The following is a 271-nucleotide window of genomic DNA, read 5'->3' on the forward strand; positions in this document are numbered from 1 at the left end:
TGGGACTGAGCTTCTGGCTCTACGCGGGGATGCCGCCCGCTGACATCATGATGGCGATCATGGCGGCGCTGGGGCTGGTCTTCCCGACCCGCCGGGCGGTCTTCTTCGAAGCGGGCCAGCGCATGCGCGCGACGCTCTACGGCAGTGCACTAGCGGCGATCATTCTCGGGGTATTCCTGCTCTCACCGCACCTGCCGATCCTGCTCGGGCTGATCTTCCTCGCCGGGCTCTGGGGGGGGCAACGGATGCCCTTCGACCCGCGGCCCCATTT

Annotated in this window: 1 protein-coding gene; it reads left to right on the top strand. The window is 67.5% G+C overall.

Translation table 11 applies throughout. The features are described 5' to 3' along the window. Nucleotides 1-271 (top strand): FUSC family protein (locus E0702_RS17470; protein ID WP_205742069.1); only part of this gene is annotated, 271 nt, incomplete at both ends.

This window comes from Halomonas marinisediminis (assembly GCF_004347715.1).
GTDB lineage: Bacteria > Pseudomonadota > Gammaproteobacteria > Pseudomonadales > Halomonadaceae > Halomonas > Halomonas icarae.